This is a genomic window from Paenibacillus montanisoli, assembly GCF_003268025.1.
GTDB lineage: Bacteria > Bacillota > Bacilli > Paenibacillales > Paenibacillaceae > Paenibacillus_Z > Paenibacillus_Z montanisoli.
On the sequence record NZ_QLUW01000003.1, the window covers coordinates 682935 to 707853 of the forward strand.

A 24919-nucleotide genomic window follows, 5' to 3' on the forward strand; every position below is an offset into this window, starting at 1 on the left:
GCCGCCACATGCTGCTGAGCCCAATGCACGCTCGGAGACAGCTCGCGGAAGGACGCATCGCGTCCCGGAAACTATAGTCGGAAATGTCCAAAAAGTTCCCTCTTTTCTGTAAATAATACGCTTCCTTCGTTATGATACCATTACATTATATAGCCGATTTATCAAAGTTAATGGGATGATTGCAGCCTGCTGAAGGGAAGGGTACAGATGAGTGGAAATGTGCAAATGCATGCGGAGCTGAGCCGAGACTACCCGCTTAGCAGCGAACAGCTGGCATCGTATCGGGAGAACGGCCATCTTTTATTGAAGGATGTTGCAAGCTGTGCCGTCATTGATCATTTCGGTCCGTTGATCCGGCAGGAGGTAATCCGGCTGAACACGGAGAACCGCCCATTGTCGGAGCGGGATACGTACGGGAAAGCTTTTCTGCAAATTCAGAACCTGTGGGAGAAGAACGAAGAGATTTACCGATTCGTATTCGCCCGGCGCTTCGCCCGGATTGCCGCAGAGCTTATGGGAGTGTCCGGCGTGCGGATGTACCATGATCAGGCGCTGTTTAAAGAGCCGGGCGGCGGCCATACGCCCTGGCACCAGGATCAAATTTATTGGCCGGTCGACACCGAGCATACGATTACGCTTTGGATGCCCTTAGTCGATATTCCGGAAGAGGTCGGATCGATGACGTTTGCTTCCGGCTCGCATAAGCGCGGATACATCAGCAAGCTGGCGATTTCCGATCAATCGCATAAAACGTTAGCCCAGTATATTGAGGCCGAGAAGCTGCCGACGCTCAGCTACGGCGCGATGTCGGCGGGAGACGCTACGTTCCATGCGGGGTGGACGCTGCATAGCGCGCCCGGCAATCCGACCGGCCGGACGCGCGAGGTCATGACGATCATTTATGTCGCCGACGGCACGAAGGTATTGACGCCGGAGACGAATGCGCGGAGAGCCGATTTGGTCAAATGGATGCCTGGCCTTCAGCCGGGTGATCTCATTGACAGCCCTTTAAATCCACTTATGTACAGCAGCCCGGAAAGCGTGTGAGTGACGATGACGTAGAAGCCATTTATACCTTTCGGTCCGCAATACTACAATGAATAGCTTTCCGCCAACGAAATGCCGGAATTGCAATTGCATAAAATAGTAATATTCGGAACCTGCAGCCGTCACCGCTGCAGGTTCGTTTTATGATAAAATGGAAACATGAGTTCTTATTTTTGAATAGGACGTGATGGAATGAAGATGCTGCTGCTCAATGAGAAAGGGCTGCCGGAAACGGTCGGCGTTCGCGAGATACTGTTCATCAATCAGACCAAGAAGGGGCCGGAGTTCGTAACCGGGAGCGGCGTGTACCGGTTTCCATTGACGATGGAGCAGCTGTACGGCGTGTTTCACCTCTACGGATTCGAGCAGCTTGATCGGAACGCGATCGTCAATCTTGAACATGTACAGAGGTATGACCCCACAAACCGGACGGTCTATTTTGAAACGGAAGAGGCTGGCGGCAGCACAATTTACGCTACGGTCTCGGCGACGAATGCGGCAAAGGTGAAGCATTTGATCCGGGACGGGGGAATTGAGGCGGAAGAGAAGGAGGAGGAGTATTTCCTGTTATATAAGTTAAAGCGACTATTTGGAATAGGTATCGTATAACGAGCTCGTCGGCGGGCGCAACGCGAAGCTGGGACACTTCAGAGCAGGCTGCATATACAATTCAAGGAGTATTACTCCTGCCGTAAACGGCAGGAGTTTGTTTTTTATTTAAAAGGTGGGAATACTAATAATCTGACTCATTCTTAAATATTGTTGCTCGGTTGAAAGCCGAATCCCTAAACCAAAATAGGTGTTGACGAGGAAGCAGAAGTTTATTATAGTATCATTATACCTATACGGGTATCAGTATCGAAAGGAGAGTTATTAAGATCATCGATTGAAATTGAAACAGTTTTTTTTTGACCAAAAATATACCCCATAGGGTATATTGGTTCGAATGAATAAAGCTTTATTTTATTTAGGAGGCAGGAGCCCTATGGATTTGGCATGGATCATGACCATATTCGCGCTTGGTTTCTTGGGCTCGTTCATTTCCGGAATGGTGGGAATCGGAGGTTCGGTTATTAACTATCCGATGCTGCTTTTTATTCCGCCGGCACTTGGATTTGCGGCTTTTACCGCGCAGGAAGTATCGGCAATCAGCGCAGTTCAAGTTTTCTTCGCAAGCTTAATGGGGATGCTTGTTTTTCGAAAAGGAGGACTTGTTAATAAGACCCTGGTTCTCAACATGGGCGTATCCATTATCATTGGGAGCTTCTTGGGGAGCTTTGTTTCAAATATGCTGCCTAGTTCAGTGATCAATATCGTATATGCCATTTTGGCTCTGATTGCAGCCGTTATGATGTTTCTGCCGAAAAAGGGGAATGACGCGCAAGATATAAGCAAAGTGACATTCAATAAAACTTTAGCCGTTACTTTAGCATTAATGATCGGTGCCGTATCTGGAATTGTAGGTGCGGCAGGTGCATTTATAACTGTACCGGTCATGCTAGTGGTACTTAAAATTCCAACAAGAATTGCTATTGCATCTTCATTAGCGATTACCTTTATTTCGTCGATTGGTTCAACAACAGGTAAATTAATGGGTGGACATATGTTATTGATCCCTTCCATTGTACTGGTTATTGCGAGTACCATTTCTTCGCCAATCGGTGCGAAAATAAGCAAAAAAATCAACACAAGGATTCTTCAATGGATTTTGGCTGGATTAATCACAGCAACCGTATTAAAAATTTGGATTTCAATCTTATTTTAGGAGGATCAGAATGAGCACAAAAACCTACAAAGAACAGCTCCCGAGTGAAATTCTTGACCGCATCGAACGAAAAGAAATGGTGAACATTCTGGACGTTCGCGAGCATGATGAATGGGAATCCGGTCATATTCCAGGTGCGACACATATACCTTTAGGTCAAATCAACAGAGCACTGAATGTACTTGATCCAAAGCAAGAAACAGTTGTCGTATGCCGCAGCGGGAAGCGGAGCGGAAGAGCATGCGAATATTTATCAAGTTTAGGTTATAACGTCGTTAACATGCCTGGCGGCATGTCGGAATGGTCCGGAGACATGAAGTACGGTAAATAACATGAGGAGGTCTAATAAATGAATGCTATGCAAGTCAACCGAACATTGGAATGCGAGGGTCTAGCATGTCCGCTGCCGGTGGTTCGCACCAAAAAAGCGGTGGAGGAGATGAGAACCGGTGAAGTGTTGGAAGTGCGGGCAACCGATAGAGGTTCTGTTGCGGATCTTCAAAGTTGGGCGAAGCGTACCGGGCATCAATACATCGGGTTGAAGGAAGAGAATGGTGTCTTCCGGCACTACATCCGTAAATCGGATCCAACTGAAACCAAGGAAGAAAGAAAATTTCCTCATGCGATCTCCAATGAAGAAATTCATAATAAACTTTCCGCCGGCGAAATAGTAAACCTTCTTGATGTACGTGAGCCAGCCGAATATGCTTTCGGTCGGATTCCCGGAGCCAAATCGATTCCATTAGGAGAGCTTGAAAAACGGCTGCATGAGCTAGATCCAGGCCAGGAGTATTATTTGGTTTGCCGCAGCGGAAACCGAAGTGACATGGCTTGTCAAACATTAGCGGAGAAAGGCTTTAAAAATGTGAAAAATGCAGTTCAAGGCATGACTGAATGGACGGGAGAAATCGAAAAGGACTAGTATAGGAGGAGTTTTATGTCAACCATGGGGATACAAAAAATGACCTCAAAAGAAGTAACGAAAATGATCCTTAACAACGAAGAACTGGTTATCCTGGATGTACGGAATGAAGCTGATTTTAACGATTGGAAAATTGAAGGTAACAACGTGGAATCCATCAATATCCCTTACTTTGATTTATTGGATGATATTAGCCCGGCTCTGGATAAAATACCGGACGGTAAAAATGTCTTGGTGGTTTGCGCTAAAGAAGGCTCGTCCATATTTGTCGCCGAACAAATCGCTGAAGCGGGGAGGAGCAATATTTCTTACCTTGAAGGAGGTATGAAATCTTGGAGCGAATACCTTGAGCCTGTAAAAGTATCGGATCTATCCGGTGGAGGAGAGCTTTACCAATTTGTACGCATCGGCAAAGGTTGCCTGTCTTATATAGTGCTCTCTAATGGTGAAGCCGCTATTATCGATACAAGCCGCATGATTGAGCAATACGAGCAATTTATGCAAGAAAAAGGCGTGAAGCTAATACACGCGATCGACACGCACCTCCATGCCGATCACATCTCTGGGGGAAGAGCAGTGGCTCAGAAATACGGTGCCGCTTATCATCTGCCGCCAAAAGATGCAACGGAAGTGACGTTTGAATACGAAAAACTGGAAGAGGGCAACGACATTTACGTTGGTAACGAAACCATTAAGGTGAAGCCTATTTATACGCCGGGACACACCATCGGATCGACATCCTTCATGATCGACAATAAGTACCTCCTAACTGGAGATATTCTCTTCATCGATTCGGTCGGTCGTCCCGATTTGGCAGGACTGGCGGAAGATTGGGTAGGTGACCTTCGCGATACGCTTTACAGCCGCTATAAAGAACTATCCGAAGAGCTGGTCGTACTTCCTGCCCATTTCGGAAAAGTAACTGAACTTGGCGTAGGAGGACTGGTAGCCGGTCGCTTAGGCACCCTGTATAACGAAAATCCGGGACTGAATATTCATGATGAGCGAGAATTTCGCAAAACAGTAACCGAGAACTTGCCGCCTCAACCGAATTCATACCAAGAAATTCGCCAAACCAATATGGGGAAAATGAATCCAAGCGAACATGAACAGCGTGAAATGGAAATTGGACCGAACCGCTGCGCAGTTCACGATAAATAAGGAGGTTAAACAATGAACAGCGATAAAATGCTGGATGCTAAAGGCTTGGCCTGTCCGCTGCCCGTTGTAAGAACAAAAAAGTCAATTGATGAACTTAAATCGGGTCAAGTATTAGAAGTGCATGCGACCGATAAAGGTGCTAAAAACGATCTTTCGGCTTGGGCGACACGTACAGGACATGAATTGCTAAATACGGCAGAAGAAAATGGCGTATATAAGTTTTGGATTAAAAAAGCGTAGCCGGATGATTTTTTTTTGAAAAGATTGAATACCCATACTCGTATATGTAAAATGTAGAAAGGATGAAAAACCATTGACTGAAAATAAAGAAAAAACGACGATTGTTTTGTTCAGTGGAGAATTAGATAAGGCTATTGCGGCATTTATTATCGCTAACGGTGCGGCAGCTTATGACCATGATGTCACCATTTTCTTTACCTTTTGGGGACTAAACGCGCTCCGCAAAGATGAACAAGCAGCTGTCAAAAAAGGATTCCTGGAAAACATGTTCGCGAAAATGATGCCGCGAGGGGCTAATAGGCTCGGGCTGTCCAAAATGAATTTTGGCGGAATGGGACCTAAAATGATCAAGCATGTCATGAAAAAGCATAACGCTTTGTCTCTACCGGAGCTCATTGAATTGGCTCAAGAGCAAGGGGTCAAATTAGTGGGGTGCACGATGACAATGGACTTGCTCGGTTTGCAAAAGGAAGAACTGTTGGACGGTATTGAATACGCCGGGGTTGCTGCCTATTTGGGCGATGCCACGGATGCAAAAGTAAATTTATTTATTTAAATATCCGGCAATAATCTACCCATACCCGTATTAGAAATCGGAGGTTATTTCGTGCAATACGATGATGATGTAAAAAGAAGATTAAAGCGTGTTGAAGGGCAGATTCGCGGAGTTCTGAAAATGATGGAGGAAGAACAGCCTTGCAAAGATGTCGTAGCCCAATTATCCGCCGTCAGAAGCGCAGCAGATAAAGCAATCGCCTACATTGTTGCTGTAAATCTGGAACAATGTATTTTTGAGGAAAAAGAAGCTGGCGGAGATACAAGCAAATTAGTCAAACAAGCGGTTGAATTGTTGGTCAAAAGCCGTTAATACGTTTAGATTAGAGGTATTCATGGAGTATAAAACGAAAAAAATCATTAGCACACAAGGGCTAATGATTTTTACTTTTTTGGAACCATGTAATGCTCGATATATCCCTCTAGCGCTGGGATAAATTCCTTTTCGTAATGTTCATTCGGGCATGATTTCACGATATGGGATAAAAGCGAGTTTGATTTATCAGTGGTAAGAGTTTCGCTGCAAATAGGGCATTTCTCTTGGGTTAATTTATCTAAAAGTGCCATGCTCAAACTCCTTAAATCCGATTAGTATACTATGAATTATAATATAATAACCGATTTATTGTAAATAAAATTCTTACGGGTTTGGCTGCTCATCGGGACACTTAAATAAAAAGCGCGTTGGTTATTAGCCGACGCGCTTTTTACGTTTATGCGATTTATTTTTTCTGTCTGCCCGAGGTGAATTTCAAATGAACTTCCGGCTCGTCTTCTTGCCGTCGCAGCTGAATACGATCCGTTTGTCTTCCACGATCGTCTCGAGGTGGACGGATTTGCCCCAGAGCTGGACGACATGAGGCAGCGTCCGCTCGACGTACTTCAAATCCAGCTCCACGCCTTCGTATTTGTGGAGGAGGTATAGCTCGCCGACTCGGTTAAAGTCGCCGTCCGTGACGACCAGGCTCGGGAAGCCCCCGTTGACGCGGGAAAATACGAGTTGATCACGGACGTTTTCCCATGCTTTATCGGTAATTTTCCATTCCGCGCCTTTCTTCTCGAAGACGTAGAGATCCAGGTCGTTGACCAGCTTCTTCGTCAAATAGTTGCGCAGGAAGGAGATATCGGAGTCGAACTCCCGCACCTCGAATATTTTCTCGCGGCCGCGTCCCGGCTGCCGGCCGAAGCGCTCCTGCTCTTCCTTGTTCGGATTGTCCCAGCGCTTTTCGATATCCTCGAAGATTTTCAGTCCGAGGTAGTACGGGTTCAGCGAATGCCGCGATGGCTGCACGACGGAGGAGTTCAGCTTGGCGAATTCGATCGTTTCCTCGCTCGTCAGGTTCATCTCGCGAATAATCCGTTGATGCCAGTAGGAAGCCCAGCCTTCGTTCATGATTTTCGTCTCGATCTGCGGCCAGAAGTAGAGCATCTCGTCGCGAAGCATCGACATGATATCGCGCTGCCAATCCTGCAGGTCCGGGGAATATTCCTCAATGAACCAGATGAGGTCCTTCTCCGGCTGCGGCGGGAAGCGCTTCTGGTCGTTCGCGCTCGTCTTGGCGGCGTTTTGCGCAGCTTGTTCATCGGCATCGAGCGTCCATAAATCGTCGTATTTGGTTTGCTGCTTCTGCGGCTTATTCGACTGATGCACCTTGTTGAGCAGCTCGATGTATTGGGATTTATCCAGCTTGTATGGCCGGATGATGGTGGAGTCGACATGCTCTTGAATCGCAAGAACCGCGTCGATGAACTTCTCAACAGCCTCGGCGCCGTATTCCATCTCGTATTGGCGCACGCGCTCGGCCGTGGCGGACATGCTCTCCACCATGTTCCGGTTCGAGGCGCTAAAGCGCGCATTATTCTTGAAGAAGTCGCAGTGGGCCAGCACGTGCGCGACAATCAGCTTGTTCTGTATGAGCGAGTTGCCGTCCAGCAGGAATGCATAGCAGGGGTTGGAGTTAATAACAAGCTCATAAATTTTGCTCAGGCCAAAATCGTACTGCATCTTCATCTTATGAAACGTCTTGCCAAAGCTCCAGTGGCTGAACCGGGTCGGCATGCCGTACGCGCCGAATGTATAAATAATATCGGCCGGGCATATTTCATACCGCATCGGGTAGAAATCGAGGCCAAATCCTTGTGCAATTTCGGTAATCTCGTCAATGGCACGCTCTAACGCTTTGATCTCGTCCTGGTGCAATTTCGCTTCCCCCTTGTAATGCGATTGTGCTTCATAGCTATATGTATGGGGGGGCGAAGGGCGATATGTGCATTTTTTGCACAGTTTTAATAGAGTGCGCCCTCTTGAATCAGTAGGTTTGCAATGTCGTGAAAATGTCTCCGCTTGGCGTTCGCCAAAGGCGTGACGCCTTCTTTATCCGGCAGATGGACATCGGCGCCATGCTCAAGCAGCAGGCGGACGACTTCAAGTTGATTGGCGCTTCCGGTCCCTAGTATGATGGCTTCCAGAAGAGCGGTCCAGCCGAGATTGTTGACGTGATTGACGTTAATATCGCTGTTCGTGAGCAGCTCGCGCACGACGTCGACATAGCCGTGCTCCGATGCCGGGATCAGCGCTACGCCGCCATACCGGTCCGTAATGCGCGTATTGGCGCCTGCTGCCAGCGTAAGCTTCACGATGTCTAAATAGCCTTCCGCACCGGCGTACAGGAACGGGTTATCAAGCTTGTGATCCTGCTTATGCAAATCGGCGCCGGCGTCGATCAGCTATTTTACGATGGATAAATTCATCGCAACAGGTTGCGGATCTGAGCAGTTCTGTGGTAAGGTTAGGGAAATATTATGAAGGAGGTGTGAGGTAGGATGAATGCAGAAATGGTGAACAACCGTGTTAGCCAGCTTCCGATTGCGATGGCTGGCATCGTGCATGTTTTGGACGCGAACGGGAGAAGTCTGTCCAAAATTGCCGATACGGCACCATTATTCATGCGAAGACGCCTACCTTAGACCTCGATCGGCCAAGACCGAAGAGTCGCAGGGCATTTTCCTGCGGCTCTTTTTTTTGTATCGTTCCGGGGCTTGCTAGGAGGAGAGTCTTCCGAAACAACGGGGAGGATTCCACAATGATTATCGTGAATGGTCAACATATAAAGAAGTATTACGGGGCAAAGCTTGTGCTGGAGGACGTTACGTTTGAAATTCAAGAAGGGGAACGGGTCGGTTTGGTCGGCCGCAATGGAAGCGGCAAATCGACGCTGATGTCGCTCATTGCGAAGCTGTCCAAACCGGATGAAGGGCAGTTGACGATCCGAAAGGATATGAAGGTCGGCTATTTGACCCAAATTCCTGATGCGTGGGAGGAAAGCGCCGTCTACGACGTGCTGGCTTCCGGCTGCGCAGAGCTGCTGGTCTGCAAAGCGCAGATGACGAAGCTGGAGCAGGAGATGTCGGATCCTTCAGTGGGAGAGAAGCAGCTGAATCAGCTGCTGCAAACGTATGCCCAGCTGCAGGAACGGTTCCTGCATGAAGGCGGCTACGAGCTTGATGCGAAGATCGATACGGTGGCGACGGGGCTCCGCATTCCGAAAGAGATGTACGGCAGAAGCTTCGGCACCTTGTCCGGCGGAGAGAAGACGAAGATCGGGCTTGCGGCGCAATTGATCGGCAAGCCCGAGCTGCTCTTGCTCGACGAGCCGACCAACCATTTGGATTTGGAAGGCGTACAGTGGCTTGAAACGTATTTAAACGGTTATGATGGCGCTTGCCTTATCGTTTCCCATGACCGGATGTTTCTGGATCGGGTCGTAACCAAAATCATCGATATCGAAGACGGTGAAGCGGTCACATATTTAACCGGATATACCGGCTACGTGAAGGAGAAAGAAGAGCGGCTGCTGCAGCAATTCGCCGAGTTCCAGGAGCAGCAGAAAGTCATCAAGAAGATGAAGGAGACGATCAAGCAGCTGCAGGAGTGGGGAAGAATCGGCGGCAACGAGAAGTTCTTCAAGAGAGCCGCGTCAATGCAGAAGGCGCTCGACCGGATGGAGAAGCTGAAGCGTCCGGTGCTGGATCCGAAGGGAGCGGAGTTTCAGCTGAAGCAGGCGGACCGCTCAGGCAAACGCGTGCTGGAGCTGCAAAGCGTCAGCAAGAGCTACGGCTCGCGCCAACTGTTGGATGAAGCCGAGGGCATGCTGCTGTACGGCGAGAAAATCATGCTCCTCGGACGCAACGGCACGGGCAAGACGACGCTGTTCAAGCTGATTCTCGGCACGGAAGAGCCGGATGCCGGCACGATCGACATCGGGTCGCGGGTGGAGATCGGTTATCTGGCGCAGCAGCAATACCCGGCTGACGAGAAGAAGAACGTGCTCGCTTATTTCCGGGAAGCCGCGGGCATGGAGGAAGGGGAAGCCCGCTCGCATTTGGCGCGCTATCTCTTCTACGGCAGTGACGTGTTCAAAGGCGTTGGCCAGCTGTCAGGCGGCGAATGGACGCGGCTGCGGCTTGCGCTGCTTATTCTGAAGAAGCCGAATATGCTGCTGCTCGATGAACCGACGAATCATATGGATATTGCTTCCAGAGAAGCGCTGGAAGAGGCGCTGGAGGAGTTCCCCGGCACGATACTGGCCGTCTCTCATGACAGATACTTCATCAATCGGCTGGCGGATAAAGTATGGGAGCTCGACCGAGGCAAGCTGACGGCGTTTGTTGGCGCGTATGACGATTATGCCGATAAGCGCAAGCAGCTTCAAGCGGCGGAGCACGACGAATTGCCCGTGAAAGCACAGCCGGTCAAGGCGACGCATGCCGCTGCCATAAACACGTCCGTTCAGCCCAATACGGCGAAGCTGGAGCAGCTGATCGCGCAGAATGAGACCAGGCTGGCGGAGCTGGATGCGGAACTGCTTAAGGAGTCTGAACAGCTGGATGCTGAAGCGCTTGCCCGGTTGTGGCAGGCTAGAGAACAGGCTCAAGCCGAGCTCGAAGTGCTCTATTCGAAGTGGATGGAGTCATAAAAAAAAGCACTCCTCTTAAGCGGCATCATGCCGGTCTGAAGAGGAGTGCCTTTTCAATTAGAGTTACTGTTCGACGGGAGGAAGCTGGCTCACATAGCTGTCGGACAGATGCAGCAGCTTGAGCGCCCGTTCGTATTGGTCCTGGGTAACGGATGTGCCGCTTTGCACGCTGCCGTGCAGCGGATAATGGTTGCCGTCGGCATAGGCCGTGCCAGGAATAAACAGTTCATAATCGTTAATCAGCGAGCCGGATGGCAGATAGTACCGTTCAGGCAAAATGTTCGACGACTGGTTCAGCAAATCTTGACCGAAATGGATATGGTCGGCCATGGAGATGCCGAGCAAATTCGCGAGCGTCGGCATGATGTCGGACTGGCCGCCGAGCTGCGTCTGCTTCTCGGCTTTCTGAATGCCCGGCGACGAGATGATGAGCGGGATGTTAATCATATCCGTATAGCCGTACTCGTGGCCGTAGATTTCGCGCATAAGGTCCTTGTCGTCGCTATCGAGCGAGTAGATCGGCAGACCCAGGTGGTCGCCGTAGATGGCGAATACGCTGTTTTCCCAGAGGCCGCGCGCCTTTAAATCGTCGATGAACAAGCCTAATGCGTAATCCGCGTAATTTTGCGCACGGATGTAATCGCCAACGAAGGTGCCTTCGTACCGTTTCGGCAAAGTCATTTTATATTTGTCCTTCGGAATGGTGAACGGGTGATGGGCTGACATCGAGATCAGCTGGGCGTAGAACGGCTTGCCGGACTGCTGCATCTTCTCGAGCTGATCTGCGGTTTTCTTGTACAGCACTTCATCGGACGGACCGAAGAAAACCATGTCATTGAGGCCGAAAAACGATTGATCGTAGTACTTGCCAAAGCCAAGCGCTTTATAAAGTCCGCTGCGGTTCCAGAATTCGACGACGTTGGTATGGAACGTGGCGCTCTGGTAGCCGTTCTGCCCCAGCAAGCGCGGTAAGCTCGGCAGCGCTTTGTCGCTGTAAGTCATCGTTGCCGCGCCCCGAGGCGGCGTATAGAACGACGTATTGACGACAAATTCGGCATCCGAAGTATTGCCTTGTCCGACCTGCTGGTAGAAGTTCGGGAAATACAGATGCTCTCTGGCCAGCTTGTTCATGTTCGGCGTTATTTCTTGGCCGTCGATTTTGAGGCCGACCAGAAAGTTCTGGAAGGATTCCATTTGCACGATGATCAGGTTTTTGCCTGCCGCCGCCTTCCAATATTGCGGCGATTCCGGCTCTTGGATGCCTTTCGTCTCATCGATGAGCTGGCGCGTGATGTCATGAATCGGCGTTTTCGGCGCATCGTCCTTCTCGAAGATCGTGTACAGCTCGTAGTTGAGAATGCCCATTTCCTCGGCTTTTACGATTTCGTTCATGCTGGCTCTGTTCGGCAAAATATTGAAGAGACAGAGTGCGAGCGACAGGATGAACAAGAGCGAGATGACCGCGCGGTTAAGCGGAATCTGGCTGATCGCCTTCCAGTTCTTCGCCTTCGACCGTCTGGCGAGAAGGAAGATAAATACGATAATATCGAGAAAAATAAACAGGTAGTACGGATCGAGAAGCGTAAATACGCTGCTTTTGACCGCGGTTACTTGATTGACCTGCTCGAGCGCATGATAGGTGACAATTATGCCAAAATATTTATAGTACATAATGACTGCAAACAGGATGGCCGTCACAAATAAATTGACCGTCACGTACAGCGCTAGCTTCCGTTTGGCGGCAAACCATTCGATCAAGCAGAAGAGAAGCCAGAAGAAGGGCAGCTCGGTTACGAGCAGCGTCCAGGACGGGCCTCCGTCAAAAATGACGAGCCAGGCGAGCATGCTTTTTATAACTAATATGAATGTGAAAAAAAGAAACGGCCTCATCTGAAACAACCGTTTGAGGCGCCAAACTGGCATGTTAAAATCCTCCAATCACTAGCAATTGCTGCTACTCTCTCAACGTACATTATGCTCTGCCGCACGAGGGTTTGTCAAAATGGAAAATTGACGCCAAACGCCTGAATGAGTGTTATACTATACTCTGAGCAGGGATTGAATATGAAGGGTAACGGTTGACTATGAATGCAATGAAATCGCTAGTCTCGACGCTTCGGCTGCAGCTCGGGCCGAGAGCTTGGCATAACTTCTGTTTCGATGCGTCGGCATCGGTGCTGTTCAGCTTTTTTAACGTCGTTTTTAACCAGTTTTATATCCCGATGGCCATTCAGCAGGGCGCATCCAACATTCAGGTCGGGCTGCTGTCCGCGGCTCCCGCGATCGGGCTGCTCTTCTCGCCGATCTGGGCCGGCTGGATCGAGCGCCGTCCGGATCCGAAGCCGTTCATCATCATGCCGAATCTGATTGCGAGAGTTCTGATTATTTTACCCGCATTCTTCGGCGTGCCGTTGATCTATGTTACCGTTGCGCTGATGTTCCATATGCTGATGGGCGTGCAGGCGCCGGCATATGCCTCGCTCGTTGTCCGCATGTATCCGCCGGAGCATCGAGGAAAGCTGATGGGCAATGTGAGGGTGGCGATGGGGATCCTTATGATCCCGACCGCGTTCTTAATCGGCAAATGGACGGATGCTGCCGGGCCAAGAGGCCCGCTGCTGTTCGCCTCCGTGACAGGCGTGATTTCCATCCTCGTCTTCGCGAAGGTGAAGGCGCGGAAGGAAGCGCCGTCCAAGCTGCTGGCCGCAAAGCGCGCCTCGCTTAAGGAGCAGCTGCAGCTGATCAAGCAAAACCGCGAAATGGCGGTCTTTTTTGTAGCTTGCACGTTCACCGGCTTCGGCAATATTATCGCGCAGCCGCTGTATCAGATCATTCAAGTCAATAAGCTGGATATGACGAATACGGAAATCGGGATCGCCCGTGCGACCTATTTCACGTGCTTGCTCGTCGCTTATTTCGTCGTCGGGCGCGTCATCGACAGGCTGTCGGCAAAGCATACGGTATCCTACGGGCTGGCGGCCTTCGCCATCGTGCCGCTGCTTTATGCGATCTTTGGCAATGTGCCGGCCGTCGTGATTGGCAGCGGGATTCAAGGCTTGGGCGATGCCATCTGGGATCTCGGCTTCCTCGCCTACGTTTTCCGGCTTGCGCCGGGCCGCGAAGCTGTCGTATTCGGCCTTCATCTGATGCTGTTCGGCATCCGCGGCAGCGCCGGACCGCTGCTTAGCACGGCCTTGTCGGAGACGCTGCCGATTTCCTGGCTGCTCTGCGCTGCCGCGCTGTTCGGCTTTATCGGCGTGCTGGCCTTTGTACTGTACGGCAGAAGCCGCCCGGGGCAAGCGTTAGGGGCGGAGGTCTAGCTGCCCGGAAATAGTCGATGGAGGGAGCTTCTGCTGCCGCATGAGGTTGATGCGGCGGCCGGAGCTTTTTTTTGCTGCGCGCTGGAAGCAGAGGCAGCAGAAAAAACCTCGCCTAAGCTAGTCCCGCACCATCGCACAAAAAAACGGCCTCAAAAGCGCAAGCGCTTCTGAGGCCGTTATTCGTTACACGACCAATTCCCGTTTCCGGAAGAACGACTTCAGCGCGTTATACACTTCGCCTTTTTCACGGATGACATAGTGCATGAAGTTCGGCAGGTTAATGTGCTTATACGCCGACATGAGCGTGCTGGAGCGGTTGTATTGGTTTACCTCGCCGTAACCGAACAGATTCGCCCGTTTGAGCAGCTCGCCGATCAGCTTCACGCAGCGCTCATTGTCGCTGGTGAGATTGTCGCCGTCGGAGAAGTGAAACGGATAAATATTGTAGAGATTAGGAGGGAAGCGGCTGTCGATAATATCGATGGCCTTAATATAAGCGGAAGAGCAGATCGTGCCGCCGCTTTCGCCGCGGGTGAAGAACTCTTCCTCCGTAACCTCCTTAGCCTCGGTGTGGTGCGCGATAAACACGATTTCCACGTTCTCGTACTGATGGCGCAGGAAGCGGGTCATCCAGAAGAAGAAGCTGCGAGCGACATACTTCTCGAAGCTGCCCATCGAGCCGCTTGTGTCCATCATCGCCAGAATGACGGCGTTGGATTGCGGCTTAATGATTTCTTCCCATGTCTTATAGCGGAGATCGTCAGGCGAAATGCCGTGAATGCCTGGCGATCCGCTGGTCGCATTCCGTTTCAGATTTTCGAGGATCGTCCGTTTCTTATCGATGTTGGACATGATGCCTTTTTTACGAATATCGTTAAAACGGATTTCCTTCGTTTCGATTTGATCGCGGTCCTTCTGTTTCAGAAACGGCAGCTCCAGCTCCTCGAAGAGCATCGTCTCAAGCTCGGCTAAGCTAATTTCGGCTTCGACGATATCGTCACCGGGCTGGTCGCCGGCATTTTCGCCTTTGCCGCCTTTCTGAGCAGCGGAGGGATCGACGCCGAGCACGTCGCCGACTTGGCTGTCGCCGTCGCCTTGGCCGACATGTTTGTTTTTATTGAAATTATAGACGAACCGATATTCGTCGAGACTGCGGATCGGCACCTTAATGACATGCTTCCCGTCGGACATGACAATGTTTTCTTCCGATACAAGATCGGGTAAATTCTGTTTGATGGCTTCGCGCACCTTTTGTTGGTGACGGGCCTGATCCTGATGTCCTTTGCGATGCAGTGACCAGTCCTCACGCGACACCGTATAAAGCGTTCCTTCGTATCCTGCCATGCTGGACACCTCCCATACCGTTTGAGCTTGTTGTTATTCATTCTATTCAAGACTCGGACGGTTATGTGAAGCAAAATGCGCCCAATTCTAGCAATCTGGCAAATTAGAGCTCGATCCTTTCGATCACGGCGCTCCCCCAAGGGGCGACCTTGACATGCACGAGCAGATTGCCGGCGCGTTCCCCCAGTTCCTTGCCCGAATTCTCTTCGACATAATATTGCTCCAGCCCGTAATGGATGCGCATGGTCGCGTTATCCGTATATTGCACGCGCCCTTTCAGAATGACTTCGCCTGCGGAGCGGGACGGCTTCTTGTCATACACGCCGGCTACCTCATAGTCGCCATCCTTGCCGTTCTCAGTCAGCAGCACATATACGGCATCGCCGCTGTTCGGCTCTTTGCCGCTTCCTTTCCATTTGGAGTAGGGAGCGGTGTTGATTTCATAATTGAGCTGCACATAATCGCCGTACAGCTGGTCGCGCGGATCGACGGGAACCGTTCGCAGCGTAATCTCTTTGCCGACCCAAAGCGCGGAATAGTGGAAGCAGGCGATGCCGCCAAGGAAGAGCAGTTGAAGCAAAACGATCAGCATTAGCCAAAAACCGCGTTTCTTTTTCATGCCGTTACCGTTCTTATTCATGGGGCTTCTCCTCCTGGTCCTCACGATGCTCGATCAGAAACTGTTTCTTGCGCCGATTCAGGAACCAGCTGAGCGAGAGCAAAATGATGCCGCCTAGAATGAAGAAAATCGATTTGTCCATAAAGTTCCAAGCGAGCTTCCCGTAGGCAGCCATCGTGCTGGCAAGGAATAGCAACGTGCCAAGGTTGATTTTGACGGCCCATTCTTCGGCGTATCCGCGCCACAGCAAGTACAGGGAGAATGCGAACAGCACAAGTAGATAGGCGGCATCCGCGCCTTGCGGCAGATAGAAGAACGGAAGCGCGAGCAGCCAATCCGGACTCGACGAGAGCCGGCGATGACGATGCTTCCCGGCAAGCGACAGCGCGAATATCGCGACGAGCGCAAGGCTGAACCAGAACGGCTGTGCCGCTAGATCCTGCAAGAACGTAGAATCATGCCGATCCGTGTAGAACAGGACGATAACCAGATTGTGCACGAATGCCGCAACGAGCGGAATAGCTTGGAACGGATAAACGGATTTGCGTTCCTTGGACCAGTCCATAACGCTGTACAGCAGCCAGACCGGGATGAAGAACCAGGAGAAGGGCCATTCATGAACGGTTACTAGCAGAATCGACTGCACGGTGATGCTGGCGGCCAAGCACCAGGCAAGCAGCGTGTCGGGACGCTTCAACCAGTAATATCCGAGACCCGCTGCCATAATTGCAAAAGCGGCGAAGCTGAAATGATGGAATTCGGTCGTGTTGTACCACTGCAGCCCGGAGAAGATCAGCAGGCTAAGCAGGAACAAATAGCGGCTCTTGATCAAATAAGTGAGGAGTACGCCGACCGACCCCCAGACGATGAACGATGTGACGCCGTACGCTTGCAGGTGAAACATCTGACCGATCAGCACGATGCCGGCTCCGAAGGTGAGCAAGCCGAGACCGATGAGTCCGGTGCCGAGATTCTCCTGGTTTCTTCTGCGGAACATTTCGCCGGCCGTATAGAAGCCCGTCATCGTGATCCCTATAATGAGGAGCCGAATGACATCCGGAATTTGCTGCCAGTTTGCGGCGACGAAGCTGAGAATACCAAGGCCCACTAAAATGCTGCCTAAAATCGGAATCAATCCGATTGCGCGCTTCTGCTCCGGATAACAGGCGAGAATGCGCTGGAATTGTTCGGGGGTGATGATGTTTTGATGGATCCACGAGGGACCCTCTTGCTGCAGCCATTTTCTGCTCATCTGACGCACCTCTTTCTTTTCTTCTTACTTTCAGTATAATCAACTGAATTTCCAAACAAAGTACCAATTTTGTCTGGTACCGGTAAAGCAGCCCGGGAAGCATAGCAACGCAAGCCTCTTGCATAAAATGTTATATTGGTTATAATACAACTATACAACTCGTAGCATAACGGCAGACATTCGGATTGGAGGATGGAACATGCAGGATGGGCGGATTCCGATCTACCAGATCATACAGGATTTTATTAAAAACCAAATTACCAGCGGTATTCTAAAGCCGGGCGATAAGATTTTGACCGAGAAAGAGCTGATGGAGAAGTTTGAAGTAAGCCGGATTACCGTGTCCAACGCGCTCAGCGGATTGACGAAGGATGGCTGGCTGACCCGGATTCAAGGGAAAGGCAGCTATGTCAACGAGCCAGAGGCAGCGGCGCCGGCTTCGCAGCCGGGGGCAAGCGCGGGGAACGGTGCCCTTCAATCGAAGGAGCAGGCGGAGAGCCGCAACGTCATCGGGCTGATCATGCCTGACTTGAGCGATTTCTTCTCGATGCGGATGAACAACGGCATCTCCAAGGCGCTGAAGAAATCCGGCTATAATCTGGTGCTGATGCTTTCGGAGAACTCCAAGGAACGCGAAGCGGCCGCCATACGCGAACTATTGCGCATGGGGGCCTCGGGACTCATTATTTTCCCGGTGGATGACGAGACGTACAACGAGGAAATATTGAGGCTGAAGCTGGAACGGTTTCCTCTTGTGATCATCGACAGATATTTGTCCGGCATCGAGACGCATTTCATCGGCTCCGACGGCGTCGAGGCGTCGAGGCTGGCCGTAAATCATCTCTATAAGCTCGGCCATCGCGATATCGCGATTTGCTCGGACGTGCCGCTTTCGACGACGTCGATCGAGCAGCGTCTTTCCGGCTATATGAAGGCGATGAAAGAGCTGGGAGAGATGATCAATCCGGCAATGATGCTGACCGATTTCTATGTGGATTACGGGAAAGAAGAAATCGACGAGCGGCATCCGCTGTTCCGTTACGTCAAGAATGGACTCGCGACCGCGTACATTACGCTAAACGGGACGATGGCGCTTTATCTGTACCGGATCGTCCGGCATCTCGGGCTGGAAGTGTCGAAAGATCTGTCGATCGTCACGTTCGATAACGTATCGCCAAGCCGCGAATTCAACTTCTTCACTTATATCGACCAACATGAGGAAACGGTGGGGCGCCTGGCGGCGGAACAACTGCTTGAGCTGCTGCAGCGCGGAGGCGATCAGGCACAGCAGGAGCCGAAATACCGTAAGGTGCTGGTCGAGCCTCATCTGATTCCAAGTCAATCTACGGCGCCGCTGCAGGTGCGAGTAAAGTAAGCGGGAAAGGGCCTTTCGAACCGAAAGGCTCTTTTTGATATGGAAATATTCGACAAAACAAACCATTGACAATAAACTTTAATTCGAGGTAATATATCGACATATCATATAATACATATGTAACAAGGGGGTGCTGAGACTTACCGCTGACATATTATTTTATAGCGATTGGGTCATGCTAGCAGCTTCAAGCAATTTAGAGGCGAGAGGGGCTTGGGTCAATGAAGGGAAGCAAATGGTTTTCCGCGATTTTGTCCATCTTCCTGGTTTCGACACTCGTTTTGGCAGCTTGTTCTGACAATTCAAATGGAAGCGGTAACAAAGAGAATTCGACGGCCTCAAATGGCAATGCAGCCTCAACCGACACTTCCGACACGGCAGCGGCAACGAATACGGGGGATGACGGCAGCAATGACGCGACGGCCGCTCCTGCGGCAGAGCCCTTCGAATTAACGGTATGGAGCCATAACGTCGCCAATGCCATGCCTGAAGCAAACGATCCGACCGCAGCGAAGATATATGATTATATTCAGACAAAGATGGAAGAGAAGTTCCCGGGCATTACGATTAAATATATCGATAAGGGCTGGGCGGACACCCTCCGTCAAGCCATCATGGTCGCCGTTATGGGCGGCAATCCGCCTGATGTTGCCGACGGCGAGGACTTCATTCCGGAATTCGCGCGCATCGGCGCGCTTCTGGAGGTGCCTCAGGACGTGGCTGCCCAGCTGGCTCCAGGTCCTATGAAAGCGGCGATGCACGACGGCAAGCCGTATGCGGTCGCTCAAATGACGGGCGTATTCAGCCTGGTGTACAACAAAGATGTCATGGCCAAAGTAGGCCTGGACCCGAACACGCCGCCGAAGACATGGGACGAATGGCTTGACATGTCCAAGAAAGCGACGGAAAACGGCAAAGGTGAATACTACGGCACCATCGTCCAGAACATGGGGCTTGGCGGCACGTTCCGGCTTGCGCCGTTCATGCGCCAAGTCGGCGGCGATTTCACGACGGCCGACTGGTCCGCCGTAACCTTCGATTCGCCGGAGAACGTTAGAGCCCTCACGTTCCTGCGCGAGCTGGCCAAAACGGCGCCGCCCGGCTCCACTTCCATGACCGACGAAGGTCAATTCTTCAACCTGTTGAACAGCGGCAAAGTGGCGTTCGCCGTGAACGGACCATGGCATATCGCATGGGGCAAGCAAATGGGCTGCACGAACTGCGGCTTTGCGCCGCTGCCCGTGCCTGAGCCAGGCCATACGGGCAACGTCATCGTCGGCAATACGCTCTTCTATGCGCTCAAGCAATCGAAGCATCCTGAAGCGGCGCTCGAGTTCCTCAAAATATTGGCGAGCAAAGAGTATCAGGAAATGGAAGCGAACGCGACCGGACGCCTGCCGGCGAACATGGAAGCAGGCAAAAACCCGCAGCTGCTCCAAACGTATCCGGAGCTTCAGGTATTCAATGAAATCGTAGCAAACGAGGAAAGCGCTCCGCTCCCGGTTTATCCGAAGAACGGTCCGCAAATTTGGGAAGCGTGGTACAAGGCGCAGGATATTACGCTGACAACCGATAAACCGATCGAGGATGCGTTGAAGGAAGCGCAAAAAACGGCCGAGGAACAGCTTAAATGAGTAGAATTCCGTTCAAGAAGGAAGCTCCCCGGGCGCAGCCCGGGGATGCTTCGTTGTCTTTCCGGCAGCGGCTGCGCCTCTTCTATAACCGTCATCGCGACGGAGCGATCGGCTACTCGCTATTAGCCCCGATGTTCGCGTTCTTCGCCGTTTTTTCGTTATTCCCGGTTCTGTTCGTTATCTACCTGTCCTTCACGGAATGGAACGGCGTGCTTGGTCTGCCCAAGTGGGTTGGCCTGGACAACTTTGAGCGGTTCTTTACGACCGGCGATTACCTGCTGACCTTGCTGCGCGCAGGATTTTACGGCTTGCTTATTCTGGTCGGCTGCATGTCGGTCGGCTTCTTCATCGCGCTATTGCTGAACCAGAAGGTAAAAGGTGTAGGCCTGTACAGGACGCTGTGGTATCTGCCCGTCGTCGTCTCCTTTGCGGTTGTCGCCCAAATCGCGAATGCAGTGCTCGATCCCGTAACCGGCTTGGTGCACAATGTGATGGAACGGTTCGGCATGGAGACGATCATCTTTCAACAGAGCGTCTTCTGGATGACCTTCTGGCTCATCCTGATTACGATCTGGAAGGGTATTGGCGGGACAGTCATCATCTATTTGGCGGGGCTGCAGGGGATCGACACGTCGCTCTATGAAGCGGCGAAGGTTGACGGAGCAACCAGGTTCAATATCTTACTTTATATCACGCTTCCATCGCTGCGTCCGATTACGATGTATATTGCCATCATGGGCATTATTGCCAGCTTCCAAATCTTCGAACCGGTCCAGCTGTTGACGCGCGGCGGTCCGCAAGGACACACGAACATTATTTTGCACCGCATCTACCAGGATGCGTTTCAATCGTTCAATATGGGGATGGCGAGCGCGTCTTCCGTGATGGTGCTTCTGTTCACTTTCACATTGACGATGATTCAATACCGCATATCGCAGCGAAACCAAACTTAGATGGAGGAACGCTAAGCTATGGTTAATGAACGAAGCAAACTTGAGACCTTCGCCATTTATTTGCTGCTCATTATCGGGAGCGCCGTCATGTTCTACCCGTTCCTGTTTCAGGTCTTGGCTTCCATCGGCTCCAACAAAGATTATTACGCCACCATTCTTCTTCCGATTCCGACCGAATTCAATTTGGACCGGTACGTGAACCTCATCCACAACTCGCTGATCTACCGGTACTTGATCAACACGGCTCTTAGAAGCTTATATTTTATCGTCGTTACGTGCCTGGTCTCGCTTATTGCCTCTTATGTGTTTACAAAATTGCGATTCAAAGGACGCGATTCGGTATTCGTCGTCTTCCTGACGTCGATGATGATTCCGGCTCAGGTGACGATCATCCCGACGTATTTGCTTTTCGCCCGTTTTCCTTTCCTAGGCGGCAACAACTGGCAAGGGTTAGGCGGGCACGGCATGATCGATACGTGGGGAGCGCTTCTGCTCGGCAGCGGGATTGTGAACGTAGCTGCCATTTTTCTCGTGAAGCAAACGATGGAGTCGATCCCGTTCGAGTATGAGGAAGCTGCCCGGATTGACGGTGCAGGCGTGTTCCGAACGATATTCACCATCTATTTTCCGATGGTGCGCGCGGTTCTCGTAGTCATTATCATTACAACGTTCATCTCGATTTGGAATGATTACCTGTGGCCGCTCGTCGCCATTAACAATCCGAATATCCAGGTCATCAATACGGGCGTCACCAGCCTGTTGACCACGATGATGCAAAGCGGCCAGGTGCCGGAGTATCCGGACTTCTTCGCCCTTACTGCGATTGTCGTCGTGCCTCCGATTCTCGTCTATTTACTGCTTCAACGCAATTTCATTCAAGGCTATGCAATGGCAGGCATTAAAGGTTAGCGGTTCGATCCAAAATAAGCGCACGCTGCCGGGCCGCATGATCAGTGCCGCCCGGTCAGATTAGGAGGAACAAATGTCGACTCAATCATCCGTCAAAACCGTATATGTCGTGTCCCACACCCACTGGGACCGTGAATGGTACCAGGATTACCAAGGTTTTCGCACGAGGCTTATCTACATGATCGACGAGCTGCTGGATACGATGGAGACGAGCCCGGACTATCGTTATTTTTTGATGGACGGCCAGACGATCGTGCTTGACGATTATCTCGAGATTCGTCCGGAACGCAGGGAGCAGCTAACGCGTTACATTCGGGAGGGGCGCATCGGCGTCGGGCCGTGGTATGTCATGCCGGATGAATTTTTGGTCAGCGGCGAGTCGCTGATCCGCAATTTGCAGTCCGGCTTCCGCGAGTCGCGCAAGCTTGGCGTAGAGCCGGTGAAGTCGGGCTATGTCACCGATATCTTCGGCCATAACAGCCAATTCCCGCAGGTGCTGCGCGGCTTTGGCATCGATAACGCGGTGCTCTTCCGCGGCTTCCATGGAGACGCCGACAAGGCCGAGATCGTGTGGGAAGGCGCGGATGGCAGCCGCGTGCTTGGCCTCAAGCTGGACGAGGACCGGGCTTACGGCGATTTCTATTTCTTCCTGCGCTGGCCGTTCGTGGACCGGAATTTCAACTATGACGTGCCGGAGCTGATTGAACGCGCAAAATCGATGCTGGCTTACAAGAGCGAACGGGCGACGACGGACATCATGCTGGGGATGGATGGCGTCGATCATATTGAAATCGAGCCGCGCTTGCCGTGGCTGCTGCAAACGCTTAATGAGGCCGAGGCGCTGGAAGGCGTCAAGTTCGTCCACGCTGCATTGGAGCAGTATTTGGATGCGCTTCGCGATAAAGTAGGCGAGCTGGAGGTCTACCGCGGCGAGCAGCGATCGCACGGCTATAACGGCATCAATAACTGGGTGCTCGTCAACGTGCTGTCCTCCCGCATTCATTTGAAACAATTGAATCAGCAATGCGAGCTTCTGCTGGAGAAATGGGCCGAGCCGTGGGCTGTTTTTGCGGAGCTGGAGGGAAGAGCCTATCCGCGCGCATTCCTCGATAAAGCTTGGCAATTTCTGCTGCAGAATCATCCGCATGATTCGATCTGCGGCTGCTCCATCGATCAAGTCCACCGGGACATGATCTACCGCTTCGACCAAAGCCGGCTGATTGCCGAGCATATGCTCCGCGAGCAGCTGCTGTATGTGGCGAATCACATCGATCCGAGCGGGCTGGAAGGTTCGGATATCCTGGTCGTTTACAATCCGGTGCAGGATTCCAGTGATGGCATCGTCATCGCCGAAGCGGAGCTTCCGCATGACAGTGCCGGCGGGCTGAGAGGGATCGGGCTCGGCGGCAGCTTTCTGCAGCTGCGCGACGCGGAAGGCCGGCTGATCGACTGCCAAGTCGTTGACATCGCGAAGAACAAAGTGCGGCGCATCCGCAAGTACCGCGATATTCCGGGCGCTGAAACCGTGGATCGACTGACGCTCGCTTTCAAAGGGAGCATTCCTTCGTTTGGCTACGCGGCCTTTGCGCTGGAGAAAGTGGTCATCCCGGGGCCGCGGCATGGCGAGTACATGCCTGAGATTGTGCAGCCGCGCAGACTTCTCGGGACGATGAAGGTGAATCCGACGACGTGGAATAACGGCCGGATCGAAGTGCATATCCGGGAAAACGGAACGATATGTATAAGTGAGCTGCAAACAGGACGCGTCTATGACAGCCTGCTGCTGTTCGAAGATGAAGCGGATATCGGGGAGGGCTGGAATTATGTCGCGCCGCCGAATAATCCGATCTTCCATTCCGCAAGCTGCCGTGCCGTTATCTCGACAGTCGCGGACGGGCCGCTGGTCAGCATCGCTTGCGCGGAAATCTCGTTTGCGGTGCCGGCGGGCATCTCGCCGGATGATTCACGGCGCTTGGACGAGAAAGCCGTCCTGACGATCCGCACCTACCTGGAGCTTCGCAAGGATGACCCTGTGCTGCGCTGCCGCACCGTCGTCCAGAACACGGCGCGCAATCACCGGCTTAAGCTGCTGTTCCCGACGGGCATCCAGACAGAACATTACTACGCGAGCACGCCGTTTGATCTGGTGAAGCGGCCGGTGCAGAAGCCGGATTATTCGGCCTATCTGGAGACGGCGCCAGGCGACGCGCCATATAACGGATTTGTCGCTTTGAAGGACGATAAAGCCGGACTCGCGCTCTACTCGAAAGGGCTATACGAAATGTCGATGCGGGATGATGCGGCACGCACTGCGGTGCTTACTCTGTTCCGCAGCACGAACAAGGAAGTGCTCACCGACGGCGGCGACGGAGGGCAGCTGCTGCGAGAGCTGTCCTTTGAATATGCGATTCGTCCGTTTGAAGCCGAGTTCTCGCCGCTGCCTTCGCTATGGGGCGAACGCGAGCAATTCGCCGCAGGCTTGAAGTCGCTGACGGTGCGCAAGGACGAAATCCGCTATGAATCGCTTCAGCAACGGGAGCGAAACCTGCCTGCCGTTCATTCCTACGTGCAGGTCGATAATGCTTCCGTCCGCGTCAGCGCGCTGCAACAAGCGGAGCACGCAGCGCCGGGCGCTTACGTCATCCGACTCTTTAATGCATCGGAGAACGCGGAAACGGCCGTATTGACGTTTGACCGTCCTGTCGCCAGTGCCGAGGCAGTATCGCTCGACGAGCAGCTTGCGGCGGATTTTGCCGGTCTATCTTTAACTAATGGGACCATTCGCTTGCAACTTGGCGCCAAACGGATTCAGACCATCCGGTTGACCTTCCATCCTGCCGTCTGAAC

The 24919-nt window shown here is 51.9% G+C and carries 23 protein-coding genes and 1 pseudogene; 17 read left to right on the forward strand and 7 right to left on the reverse strand.

From position 1 onward, the window contains the following. Positions 1 to 207: 207 nt before the first annotated feature. From DL346_RS19055 to DL346_RS19095, 9 genes are all read left to right on the forward strand, one after another. Complete coding sequence (locus DL346_RS19055; protein WP_112883747.1) at positions 208 to 1047, forward strand: phytanoyl-CoA dioxygenase family protein; 840 nt, start codon at positions 208 to 210, stop codon at positions 1045 to 1047. A gap of 192 nt (positions 1048 to 1239) precedes the next feature. Continuing rightward, positions 1240 to 1656 carry a LytTR family transcriptional regulator DNA-binding domain-containing protein gene (locus DL346_RS19060; protein ID WP_112883749.1) on the forward strand — a complete coding sequence of 139 codons (417 nt, stop codon included), beginning with the start codon at positions 1240 to 1242 and terminating at the stop codon, positions 1654 to 1656. Between the two features lie 376 nt (positions 1657 to 2032). Beyond that, positions 2033 to 2812, forward strand: coding sequence for a sulfite exporter TauE/SafE family protein (locus DL346_RS19065; RefSeq protein WP_112883751.1), 780 nt, complete (start codon positions 2033 to 2035; stop codon positions 2810 to 2812). Between the two features lie 10 nt (positions 2813 to 2822). Further along, the gene (locus DL346_RS19070; RefSeq protein WP_112883753.1) at positions 2823 to 3143 is read left to right on the forward strand and encodes a rhodanese-like domain-containing protein; all 321 of its coding nucleotides are present in this window, start codon (positions 2823 to 2825) and stop codon (positions 3141 to 3143) included. Positions 3144 to 3161: 18 nt separating this feature from the next. Continuing rightward, the gene (locus tag DL346_RS19075; protein ID WP_112883755.1) at positions 3162 to 3734 is read left to right on the forward strand and encodes a sulfurtransferase TusA family protein; all 573 of its coding nucleotides are present in this window, start codon (positions 3162 to 3164) and stop codon (positions 3732 to 3734) included. 24 nt (positions 3735 to 3758) lie between these two features. Then, positions 3759 to 4895 (forward strand): MBL fold metallo-hydrolase, encoded by a 1137-nt coding sequence (locus tag DL346_RS19080; RefSeq protein ID WP_112884083.1) that lies wholly within the window; start codon positions 3759 to 3761, stop codon positions 4893 to 4895. 12 nt (positions 4896 to 4907) lie between these two features. After that, positions 4908 to 5135, forward strand: coding sequence for a sulfurtransferase TusA family protein (locus DL346_RS19085; RefSeq protein ID WP_112883757.1), 228 nt, complete (start codon positions 4908 to 4910; stop codon positions 5133 to 5135). A 73-nt stretch (positions 5136 to 5208) separates the two neighbouring features. Next, positions 5209 to 5691, forward strand: coding sequence for a DsrE/DsrF/DrsH-like family protein (locus DL346_RS19090; protein WP_112883759.1), 483 nt, complete (start codon positions 5209 to 5211; stop codon positions 5689 to 5691). Positions 5692 to 5742: 51 nt separating this feature from the next. Beyond that, complete coding sequence (locus tag DL346_RS19095; protein WP_112883761.1) at positions 5743 to 6003, forward strand: metal-sensitive transcriptional regulator; 261 nt, start codon at positions 5743 to 5745, stop codon at positions 6001 to 6003. Between the two features lie 71 nt (positions 6004 to 6074). Here DL346_RS19095 and DL346_RS19100 read toward each other — a convergent pair whose 3' ends face one another. From DL346_RS19100 to DL346_RS19110, 3 genes and pseudogenes are all read right to left on the reverse strand, one after another. Beyond that, a complete protein-coding gene (locus DL346_RS19100) occupies positions 6075 to 6257 on the reverse strand; it encodes a hypothetical protein (protein WP_112883763.1) in 183 nt (60 codons plus the stop codon). Positions 6258 to 6441: 184 nt separating this feature from the next. Next, entirely contained in the window at positions 6442 to 7890 is a 1449-nt protein-coding gene (locus DL346_RS19105; protein WP_112883765.1) for a SpoVR family protein, read from the reverse strand. Positions 7891 to 7976: 86 nt separating this feature from the next. After that, positions 7977 to 8417: pseudogene (locus DL346_RS19110) on the reverse strand (ankyrin repeat domain-containing protein); the annotation flags it as partial. Between the two features lie 96 nt (positions 8418 to 8513). Between DL346_RS19110 and DL346_RS29145 the strand changes: the two are divergent. Further along, a complete protein-coding gene (locus DL346_RS29145) occupies positions 8514 to 8657 on the forward strand; it encodes a hypothetical protein (protein ID WP_165822577.1) in 144 nt (47 codons plus the stop codon). A gap of 116 nt (positions 8658 to 8773) precedes the next feature. Beyond that, positions 8774 to 10666 (forward strand): ribosomal protection-like ABC-F family protein, encoded by a 1893-nt coding sequence (gene abc-f, locus DL346_RS19115; protein WP_112883767.1) that lies wholly within the window; start codon positions 8774 to 8776, stop codon positions 10664 to 10666. Positions 10667 to 10729: 63 nt separating this feature from the next. Here the strand turns inward: abc-f and DL346_RS19120 are convergent, their stop codons facing one another. Further along, positions 10730 to 12589, reverse strand: a complete 1860-nt coding sequence (locus DL346_RS19120) for an LTA synthase family protein (RefSeq protein ID WP_112883769.1) — start codon at positions 12587 to 12589, stop codon at positions 10730 to 10732. 161 nt (positions 12590 to 12750) lie between these two features. Here DL346_RS19120 and DL346_RS19125 point away from each other — a divergent pair, with 161 nt between their 5' ends. Then, complete coding sequence (locus DL346_RS19125; protein ID WP_240633291.1) at positions 12751 to 13986, forward strand: MFS transporter; 1236 nt, start codon at positions 12751 to 12753, stop codon at positions 13984 to 13986. A 183-nt stretch (positions 13987 to 14169) separates the two neighbouring features. On the opposite strand, the gene yhbH is transcribed toward DL346_RS19125, so the two are convergent. The 3 genes from yhbH to DL346_RS19140 all read right to left on the reverse strand — a co-directional run bounded on the left by yhbH (position 14170) and on the right by DL346_RS19140 (position 17201). Beyond that, positions 14170 to 15330 (reverse strand): sporulation protein YhbH, encoded by a 1161-nt coding sequence (yhbH, locus tag DL346_RS19130; RefSeq protein WP_112883771.1) that lies wholly within the window; start codon positions 15328 to 15330, stop codon positions 14170 to 14172. Positions 15331 to 15433: 103 nt separating this feature from the next. Beyond that, entirely contained in the window at positions 15434 to 15970 is a 537-nt protein-coding gene (locus tag DL346_RS19135; RefSeq protein WP_112883773.1) for a GDYXXLXY domain-containing protein, read from the reverse strand. After that, positions 15963 to 17201 (reverse strand): DUF2157 domain-containing protein, encoded by a 1239-nt coding sequence (locus DL346_RS19140; RefSeq protein ID WP_112883775.1) that lies wholly within the window; start codon positions 17199 to 17201, stop codon positions 15963 to 15965. The genes DL346_RS19135 and DL346_RS19140 overlap by 8 nt, the downstream gene beginning before the upstream one ends. Positions 17202 to 17400: 199 nt before the next feature. Here DL346_RS19140 and DL346_RS19145 point away from each other — a divergent pair, with 199 nt between their 5' ends. The 5 genes from DL346_RS19145 to DL346_RS19165 all read left to right on the forward strand — a co-directional run bounded on the left by DL346_RS19145 (position 17401) and on the right by DL346_RS19165 (position 24917). Then, entirely contained in the window at positions 17401 to 18576 is a 1176-nt protein-coding gene (locus DL346_RS19145; protein ID WP_112883777.1) for a GntR family transcriptional regulator, read from the forward strand. 221 nt (positions 18577 to 18797) lie between these two features. Next, a complete protein-coding gene (locus tag DL346_RS19150) occupies positions 18798 to 20210 on the forward strand; it encodes an extracellular solute-binding protein (protein WP_112883779.1) in 1413 nt (470 codons plus the stop codon). Continuing rightward, the gene (locus DL346_RS19155; RefSeq protein ID WP_112883781.1) at positions 20207 to 21163 is read left to right on the forward strand and encodes a carbohydrate ABC transporter permease; all 957 of its coding nucleotides are present in this window, start codon (positions 20207 to 20209) and stop codon (positions 21161 to 21163) included. The genes DL346_RS19150 and DL346_RS19155 overlap by 4 nt, the downstream gene beginning before the upstream one ends. Positions 21164 to 21181: 18 nt before the next feature. After that, positions 21182 to 22072, forward strand: a complete 891-nt coding sequence (locus DL346_RS19160) for a carbohydrate ABC transporter permease (protein WP_112883783.1) — start codon at positions 21182 to 21184, stop codon at positions 22070 to 22072. 73 nt (positions 22073 to 22145) lie between these two features. Further along, positions 22146 to 24917, forward strand: a complete 2772-nt coding sequence (locus DL346_RS19165; RefSeq protein ID WP_112883785.1) for an alpha-mannosidase — start codon at positions 22146 to 22148, stop codon at positions 24915 to 24917. Positions 24918 to 24919 lie beyond the last annotated feature (2 nt).